Genomic DNA, 7,659 nt, shown 5'->3' with positions numbered 1-7,659 from the left:
ATGATCATTTAAAAAAATGGAAATCAAAAGATCAAAATCCTTTTGTTAGAAGAAAGGTAGGAAGGATAAGATAACATTATTTAATAGGAGCTACTATTTTGTATAGTAGCTCTTTTATAGTTGTATACAGTATTTTATTTAATTCATTACCTTACTCATGTTTTACGATTGCAAGTAAAAAAAAGAAATAGCAACATGCTATTCCCTCCTATCTAAGATTTTACTTGTAAATTTATTGTCTTATTACCTTAATATTGCTCTGCCTGAAACCATCAATTCTATTACTATACATACTCCTAATCCTACTACTGAACCTAATGTAAATTCCTTCATTTAATTTCATCTCCTTATTTTGTATATTCTTTTCTATGTTTCATTACTATACCAAAAATTGACACTCCAAATTTAACACCTGCTACAAATAACTCTAGTGTCATGTTATTCTACCTCCTTAGTATTAAGAATCCCTCTAAGATTACTTACAAACTCCTTTGAAAATACATTTTTCTTTATGGATTCCTTAATTAACTTCGTTAAATCATCTTCTGTTAAATCTAAAGGTCTTGCTATTAGTTGCTGTTCTTTTCTAAAAGTATCCTTAAAGTATACAAACCTTATCTCTTCTTGATTTAATGACTTTACAAAAATCTTCTCTATTCCATACCCTACATTTCCATCTCTTATTTTTGCTTGTCTTAGCACTTTACAATATTTAGTTTCATTTATTGGTTTATTCATATTTATTTCTCCCTAAATGTAAAAAAGAGATAGCTAAATGCTATCTCAATATATTTATTAATTATTATCAAATATTTTTATTATAAATTTCTTAAAAAATCTTCTCTTTTTCTTCTTTCTTCATCCGTCATACCTTTAGCTAAGTTTACTTCTTTTTTATCTCTAATTTTATTTTTACCTGAATAAATAACATATGCTATACAACCTATTATTATAAATGGTAGTAGCATAGTAAATATTTTTCCTAATAATAACATTGCACATGCAATTAAAAATAAAATTCCTGATCCTGTAAGAACCATGGTTCCTATTCTTCTTGTCATTGGAATAGCGAATGCAACTGCTCCTATCATTAATCCATATGATATAAGAAAAACAAATATATTCATACTATCTCCTCCAATTAAAACTCATAACCAACTACACTTGTTGCAAATTGCTCTTCAATAGTAAGTTCTTTATCTGCATCATATTCTATAGATACAAGAACTCCATTAATTTCTTTAAATATACTGCGTCCAAAACAGAATTCTTTAATAGTTAATACTTTACTTCCATATGGCACTTCCTTTACATATGTATTTGATTTAACATATGATGGTAAAATACCAATTAATGTAGTTATATTACTTAATGATATATTAAAATCACTTAAATCTTTTTCCTTATCATCCTTTGCATATAGCATTAATAATGGTAACTGATTTACAGCACTAATTCTAATCATTTCTAATGTTGGTATTATTATTTTTAAAATATTACTATAATACCACATTTTCTTAGTAGCCCTAAGTCTCTTATCTACACTTGAAAGCCATCCACTTTCTTCTTTTGTCTCTGGAAATTTATCAGTTACATATTTATATAGTGTATAAATTTTATCTAAAGACGCTCCTAATTCCTCTTCTAATGAATCATTATGATTTAACATATCTCCAAAAACTCTCATATGTACTTCTAATGCAACTTTACCATTATTTAAAACAGTTTCTATAAGATTTACTTTTTCTACAACACTATCACTTTTATTTAAACTTAAATCTAGGTATGAAGATGCATAAGACTCTATAGTAGAAATATCTATTATAGCAAACTTATTTATTACACTCTCATATGCTTTAGATAAGTTATCTTCAAATAAATTTTTTTTAGCTTCCCAATCTTTCATATGAAAAATATGCTTTCTTAAAGGATCTATTATTAGTTTCTTCTCATTTAAATCCATATTATTCATTTTTATATTTTTTTCTTTCATACTCATTGAGAATTTTATACTTGGTTGTATGTAGTTATTAAGTGTATTATAACTTTTCTCTAAATTATCTATGCTAATATCTAGTTTAGATTCATTTAACATATTTTCATCTATTTCTCTGAAAGAAAGCATACTTTGATATGTTTTATTTTTATTATTACAATTTGAATACCATATTTCATATCTACTTATTAAACTATTAAAATCTGATAATAAACTTTTAGCTTCTTTTTCTATTGCACGTTCTTCTTCACTCATATTAAGTTTTTTACTAATTGTTGAAAATAAATTCATAGTGTATTCCCTTCCTTTCTTATCGATTATTCAAAACTTTCCTCTTTAATCTTTAATTTTTTTATTAGCCTTTGTATCCACTTATCAGAGTAACCTAATTCTCTAGACATCTCTCTTACTGATTTTTTACTATAATTTTCAATAATATATTTTTCTATATATTCATTTGAATGTAACTTCATAGGAAAATTTATCTGCTGTCCCTTATAGTTCTTGTATATTATTCTTACTATTTCTTCTCCTAGAATTTCTGACATTTCTGCATATATCCCCTTAAAATCATTTTGTTTTTCTCTCATAACTCACCTCCTAATAGATTTCTCCTTAAATAATAACTACTTCTACAGAAAGTTTCTTTGAAATTATCTCTTGAAAAGTTCCTTATTTTATTCCTTACTAAAATCCCAAAACCCCGTATTTTTTCTTTAATTACTTAATTTTTATTGCTTATCTTATCTACTACTTAATTAAAAAAACCGAAATCCCGTTATTTTTAATTATATTAATTATTTTTTATTCCTTAATTGAAAAAACATATTCACTTCCATCAGTTAATGTAAATGCATACTCTGGTGAAAGATCTAGTATATCTTCAACATCATCATTTAACATTATCTCTTCTAACAACTCTTCTTTAGTAGTATTATTTATCCAGAAATCTATTATTACGTCCTTATCAAATAACCTATCTATGTGAATTTCCATGTCCAACATGTAATCTAATTCATCCCTTGCATATTCTCTTAAATCATTTTTATTTTTGTAAATTAAGTAGTTATCATTATCAGTGTATTTTTGAGAAATTAATTCATTGTAGTAGTTACTTATATTCTTAATACTTATCTCTTCTATATTTAAATTGTACCAAGCAAAGAATATTATCTTATCTATGTCTAAATTATTTGTATTTTTATATTCAGTTACTATTTCATCTATCTTATTACTCTCTTTTAAAATATATTGCTTTATGTATTTATCTTCTATCTCATTATTTATTCTTTCTATTACAGTTATAGTTTCATCATCTATGTTATTGTATTTATTTACTAATTCCTTTAATTCATCAAGGAACAATTTATTTATTATTTCAGATTTATTATTTATCATAGTCATTTCTACCTTTCAATTTTTTAATTATCTATCTATTTTTACGGGGTTTCGAGGTTTAATTTAGATTAGATCTTAGTTATTACTTTTTAACCTTTATTATTTTTCTACGGGGTTTCGGGAATATATTAAATAGATTGGTAAATTTATTTTTTATCTTCATTGTCTAACATTGAAATGCTCTTATTTCTGTGTAACATTAGTACTCATCTGAAAACATCAAAGTACTGTATTCTAAACTATCTAAAGCATATAGCTTCTTATTTTCTTTAATTTCTTCACTATATATGTATAGACTACTTTTGTATTCTGGTACTTCTTGCTTATGAATTATCTCAACTATACCTTCTCCTATAGGATTTAATTCAAAAACTTGTAAATAATCTTTTTCTACATTTAGTTCATCTATCAAGTTCCACAACAGTATATTCATTTCTAAAGGTATTTTTTCTGCTACTTTTCTAGTCATGTATCTATTTTCTGTTTTAAACATGTTTCTTTTCTCCTATTATTTTTATCTTTATTTAAAACTTAACGGGGTTTCGGAGTTTTAGTCTAAATTACTATTATATCTTTTTGGAACATAGAAAAAGCCTTAGCCTATTTTGTTAAACTAAGACTTTCTACATCATAAAATTTTCTTTAAAACTAAAGTATTTATCGTTATCTCCTACTATTATGTGGTCTACTAATTCTATTCCAAGTATTTCTCCACACTCTTTCAATCTATTAGTAATGTTTTCATCTTCTTTACTACATTTTAAATTTCCTGATGGATGATTGTGAAAGCAGATTATTTTTGAAGCATTACTTAACATAGCTACTTTAAAAACTTCTCTTGGATGTACTATTGCAGAATTTACACTACCAATTGAAACTACAGAAATATTTACAGGTTGGTTCTTTGTATCTAAACATGCTACTACAAACTTTTCTCTATCACTATCTATCAAAAAGTTTTTTATTAATTTATAAGCATCGTAAGGGCTACTTATTTTTCTAGTTTCATATAGAACACTACTTTCTTTTACTAATTTCAATGAAACTATATCAACTCTTTTTACTGGTATTTTCTTTTTATCCATTGTAATCATATCCTTATACTAATCTATTTTTTCAATTAGATCTTTTAATTCTTTTTTACAAATAACAACTATTGAAAAATCACTTGAACACAAAAATAGAACTGAAATGTAATCAGTTCCATGTATCTCATCTATATGCTCTGGTAAAATTCCTTTCAGTTGATGTTGTTTTAATTCTTCTATTCCAGCTTTATCTACTACAACTATGTATCCACCTAAATCTTCTGTTGTTCTTTCTGTACCGTAGTTTTCATCTAGTATTTGTATGGTATCTTCTATTGTAGATATTACTCCTAGAGGTAGTTCTTTTACTAGCCTTAAGCCTTGCTTTTTCCAAATGTTTATTATCATTGTCTTTTCCTCCTTATTTTTTTAATAAAATAAGCTAGATGGAGTATTGGTATACATTCTTCATAATAACAGTTTTATTTTTTAACTGTTTATCATATCAACTCTTTATCTAACTTTATCAAGTTTATAATATATATTTAAAATTATCTTTTAATACCTTAATTTTTCCCTTAAATCTTATTACGTTATAAATTTTATTAGTATTTGATGATTTTAGTTTCAACTAAATTTCAAACTTAAATAAGTATTAATATAATTATATTTTTTAATATATTAAATTATCATTCTATTCAAAAATATAATCTATTTTATAGTATATTACTTATTGAAATTTCCACCTATAAACTAAATATTACTAATTTATATTAAAATCTTTAAATAAAATTTCTAACTTAAAATTTAGTTGACCTTGTCTTGAATAATATTCTGAAAGTCTTGATATTAATTGTTCCTCTTTTCTTAAAATATACAAATCTTATCTCTTCGGTATTTAATTCTTTTACAAAAATACTCTCTATCCCATAATCTACATTACTCTCCCTTATCTTTGATTGTTTTAAAACTATACAGTATCTTGTCTCATTTATTGCCTTACTCATTTTATTCTCCTTAAAATAGAAAAGGAATAGCTTTACACTATTCCTTTTCTACCGTTTTCATAATAATTTTTTAATCTTATTATTTTATTCTTTCATATTGATTTTATGTCAATGGTCTATCTTATAATTAACTATAAATATCTGAAAGTTCCATATGTATACGTGATATACTGTTAGAATCAACTTTCAAATATGATAAATCTACTATTTCATCTTCATCATAAATATTAGGTAAATATATTATAAATTCTGATCCAACACCTACCTCACTATTTACATTAATTTTTCCTCTATGAATGTCAATTAAACTTTTACTAAGTGATAAACCAACTCCACTGCCTTCACTTATCTTTGTAAATCTATCTTCAACATTGTAGAATGCCTCAAATATATTATCTATCCTGTCCTGTGGTATACCCACTCCATTATCTTTTATCGAGATTTTAACAAAATTATTTTCTGTGCCTATACATACTAGTATTGTTCCATTTTCCTTATTGAATTTTATTGCATTTGATATAATATTCAATATTACTCTTTCTATCTTTAAATAATCAAAACTTATAATTATTTCTTCAATATCCGTATCAAATATCAAATCTATATTTTTAAATTTTTTATATTCATTTATTCTTTCACATATTGATTCTACAAAGTTTACAATATCATGATTTCTAGGACTAAATGAGTATACTCCTGATTTTAAATTGGTTAAGTCAATTAAATTATTTGATAATTTAAGTATTCTTAAACTATTATTATTTATTTGCTTTATATTTTGTATAAAGCATTCATTACAACTATGCTTTTCATCTCTTTTATAACACTTAGAACATTTATACTCTAATAACTGTATATTGCTAAATATCATATTTAAAGGTGTTCTAAATTCATGCCCTATGTTAGAAAAGAATCCTTCTCTTAATTTATCTAGTTCATTTTTATATGAAATATCCCTAATTACACCTAATATTCCATGTATATTTCCTTTTTCATCAAATGATGGATACTTACTTACCTCAACTTCCTGTATATCGCCATTATGTCTTACAACAGTTTGCTCATAAGATACCGATTGTTTACTTTCAATCACTTCTAAATCTTTAATTTTGCCCATCTTATGAATTTTTCTAAGTACAGGTAATTCATCATATGTTTTTCCATAAATAAGTGATTTTGGTAATCCAATTAAGTTATCTGCATAACTTTTATTACAATATATATTTTTTCCATCTATATCCCTATAAAATATATAGTCTGGTATTAAATCTAAAAGTTGTTCCAACAATTCTTTGCTATACATATAATTGCTCTCCTAATCTAACTTTTCCAATATAAAAAGACTGTGCTTTAAAAGACCAGTCTTTTTTATTGGGGTTTTGGGGTGTTATTTTTTATTAAATAACTTATCTAATAAAATAAATTAATTTTATATATGTTAATTATAAAGAATATTTTTTTAAATTATCCTTTAAATTTCAATATTTTATTATGTCAATTCCCACTGATTTTCAATTTTATGTCGTTTCTTGTTGTTTATATTTAAATATTACCATTATATGTAAATAATTTCCATAATAAAAATTACTTTTTTACATTTTTTTCTTTTTATTATTTTTTCTTACTATTATTTTATTTCTTTCTACGCTATTTACTTTCATACTTATAATATCTTCTTTTTTATTCCACTTGATTTTTCTAATGTTTTCATAAAATGATTATAAGTATCTTCTGCTTGATTTCTTCTACCTGCATTTTTTTATTGTTTATTAGACCTTATAGTCTCTTCTTTTATACCTTTTAATAAATTATCAAATATACCCACATTATTAACCATCCTTTTCTATTTTTTATACAGTATTTTCTTCTTTCAAATTTACATTTTTAGTTAGTCTACTTACCCACTTATCAGAATATCCTAACTCTCTAGCCATTTCTCTTACACTCTTTTTCCATAATTATTAACTATATACTTTCACACATATTCATTAGAGTATAGTTTCATTGGCAAATTAATCTGCTGACCTTTATAATACTTATGTACTATTCTTACTATTTCTTCTCCTAAGATTTCTGCATAGATCTCTTTAAAATTACTTTTTACGATTTTCATTCTTCACCTACTTTTCTTATACAAACTAATAATAACTATTTCTATAGAAAGTTTCTTTGAGATTATCTCTTAAAAAGTTCCTTGCTTTATTCTTTGTAAAAATCCCGAAACCCCGTT

General features: G+C 24.5%; 11 protein-coding genes. All 11 read right to left on the bottom strand.

Translation table 11 applies throughout. The annotated features are described in order from the left end of the window. Positions 1 to 438: 438 nt before the first annotated feature. The 11 genes from H8923_RS16615 to H8923_RS17425 all read right to left on the bottom strand — a co-directional run bounded on the left by H8923_RS16615 (position 439) and on the right by H8923_RS17425 (position 7,542). Complete coding sequence (locus tag H8923_RS16615) at positions 439 to 738, bottom strand: hypothetical protein (protein WP_153973047.1); 300 nt, start codon at positions 736 to 738, stop codon at positions 439 to 441. A gap of 80 nt (positions 739 to 818) precedes the next feature. After that, on the bottom strand, positions 819 to 1,127 hold the full coding sequence (locus H8923_RS16610) for a hypothetical protein (protein WP_153973048.1): 309 nt from the start codon (positions 1,125 to 1,127) through the stop codon (positions 819 to 821). A 14-nt stretch (positions 1,128 to 1,141) separates the two neighbouring features. Further along, the gene (locus H8923_RS16605) at positions 1,142 to 2,287 is read right to left on the bottom strand and encodes a hypothetical protein (protein WP_153973049.1); all 1,146 of its coding nucleotides are present in this window, start codon (positions 2,285 to 2,287) and stop codon (positions 1,142 to 1,144) included. 26 nt (positions 2,288 to 2,313) lie between these two features. Next, positions 2,314 to 2,586 carry a Mor transcription activator family protein gene (locus tag H8923_RS16600; protein ID WP_153973050.1) on the bottom strand — a complete coding sequence of 91 codons (273 nt, stop codon included), beginning with the start codon at positions 2,584 to 2,586 and terminating at the stop codon, positions 2,314 to 2,316. Between the two features lie 214 nt (positions 2,587 to 2,800). Further along, the gene (locus H8923_RS16595) at positions 2,801 to 3,394 is read right to left on the bottom strand and encodes a hypothetical protein (protein ID WP_153973051.1); all 594 of its coding nucleotides are present in this window, start codon (positions 3,392 to 3,394) and stop codon (positions 2,801 to 2,803) included. Between the two features lie 199 nt (positions 3,395 to 3,593). After that, a complete protein-coding gene (locus tag H8923_RS16590; RefSeq protein WP_153973052.1) occupies positions 3,594 to 3,887 on the bottom strand; it encodes a DUF960 family protein in 294 nt (97 codons plus the stop codon). A 130-nt stretch (positions 3,888 to 4,017) separates the two neighbouring features. Continuing rightward, complete coding sequence (locus tag H8923_RS16585) at positions 4,018 to 4,479, bottom strand: JAB domain-containing protein (protein WP_153973053.1); 462 nt, start codon at positions 4,477 to 4,479, stop codon at positions 4,018 to 4,020. A gap of 18 nt (positions 4,480 to 4,497) precedes the next feature. Next, complete coding sequence (locus H8923_RS16580) at positions 4,498 to 4,830, bottom strand: hypothetical protein (RefSeq protein WP_153973054.1); 333 nt, start codon at positions 4,828 to 4,830, stop codon at positions 4,498 to 4,500. A 392-nt stretch (positions 4,831 to 5,222) separates the two neighbouring features. Beyond that, the gene (locus H8923_RS16575; RefSeq protein WP_153973055.1) at positions 5,223 to 5,429 is read right to left on the bottom strand and encodes a hypothetical protein; all 207 of its coding nucleotides are present in this window, start codon (positions 5,427 to 5,429) and stop codon (positions 5,223 to 5,225) included. A gap of 127 nt (positions 5,430 to 5,556) precedes the next feature. Then, complete coding sequence (locus tag H8923_RS16570) at positions 5,557 to 6,732, bottom strand: PAS domain-containing sensor histidine kinase (RefSeq protein WP_122640953.1); 1,176 nt, start codon at positions 6,730 to 6,732, stop codon at positions 5,557 to 5,559. A 672-nt stretch (positions 6,733 to 7,404) separates the two neighbouring features. Beyond that, on the bottom strand, positions 7,405 to 7,542 hold the full coding sequence (locus H8923_RS17425) for a hypothetical protein (RefSeq protein WP_243113414.1): 138 nt from the start codon (positions 7,540 to 7,542) through the stop codon (positions 7,405 to 7,407). Between the last annotated feature and the right edge of the window lie 117 nt (positions 7,543 to 7,659).

Source organism: Romboutsia faecis (genome assembly GCF_014323405.1).
GTDB lineage: Bacteria > Bacillota > Clostridia > Peptostreptococcales > Peptostreptococcaceae > Romboutsia_E > Romboutsia_E faecis.
Note: the sequence above shows the minus strand (reverse complement) of the source record. Positions and strands in the feature narration are given on the sequence as shown.

What these genes read in the sequence shown, in the direction of transcription:
- H8923_RS16615 (WP_153973047.1), bottom strand. Translation starts at nt 738, where the DNA reads ATGAATAAACCAATAAATGAAACTAAATATTGTAAAGTGCTAAGACAA.
- H8923_RS16610 (WP_153973048.1), bottom strand. Translation starts at nt 1,127, where the DNA reads ATGAATATATTTGTTTTTCTTATATCATATGGATTAATGATAGGAGCA.
- H8923_RS16605 (WP_153973049.1), bottom strand. Translation starts at nt 2,287, where the DNA reads ATGAATTTATTTTCAACAATTAGTAAAAAACTTAATATGAGTGAAGAA.
- H8923_RS16600 (WP_153973050.1), bottom strand. Translation starts at nt 2,586, where the DNA reads ATGAGAGAAAAACAAAATGATTTTAAGGGGATATATGCAGAAATGTCA.
- H8923_RS16595 (WP_153973051.1), bottom strand. Translation starts at nt 3,394, where the DNA reads ATGATAAATAATAAATCTGAAATAATAAATAAATTGTTCCTTGATGAA.
- H8923_RS16590 (WP_153973052.1), bottom strand. Translation starts at nt 3,887, where the DNA reads ATGTTTAAAACAGAAAATAGATACATGACTAGAAAAGTAGCAGAAAAA.
- H8923_RS16585 (WP_153973053.1), bottom strand. Translation starts at nt 4,479, where the DNA reads ATGGATAAAAAGAAAATACCAGTAAAAAGAGTTGATATAGTTTCATTG.
- H8923_RS16580 (WP_153973054.1), bottom strand. Translation starts at nt 4,830, where the DNA reads ATGATAATAAACATTTGGAAAAAGCAAGGCTTAAGGCTAGTAAAAGAA.
- H8923_RS16575 (WP_153973055.1), bottom strand. Translation starts at nt 5,429, where the DNA reads ATGAGTAAGGCAATAAATGAGACAAGATACTGTATAGTTTTAAAACAA.
- H8923_RS16570 (WP_122640953.1), bottom strand. Translation starts at nt 6,732, where the DNA reads ATGTATAGCAAAGAATTGTTGGAACAACTTTTAGATTTAATACCAGAC.
- H8923_RS17425 (WP_243113414.1), bottom strand. Translation starts at nt 7,542, where the DNA reads ATGAAAATCGTAAAAAGTAATTTTAAAGAGATCTATGCAGAAATCTTA.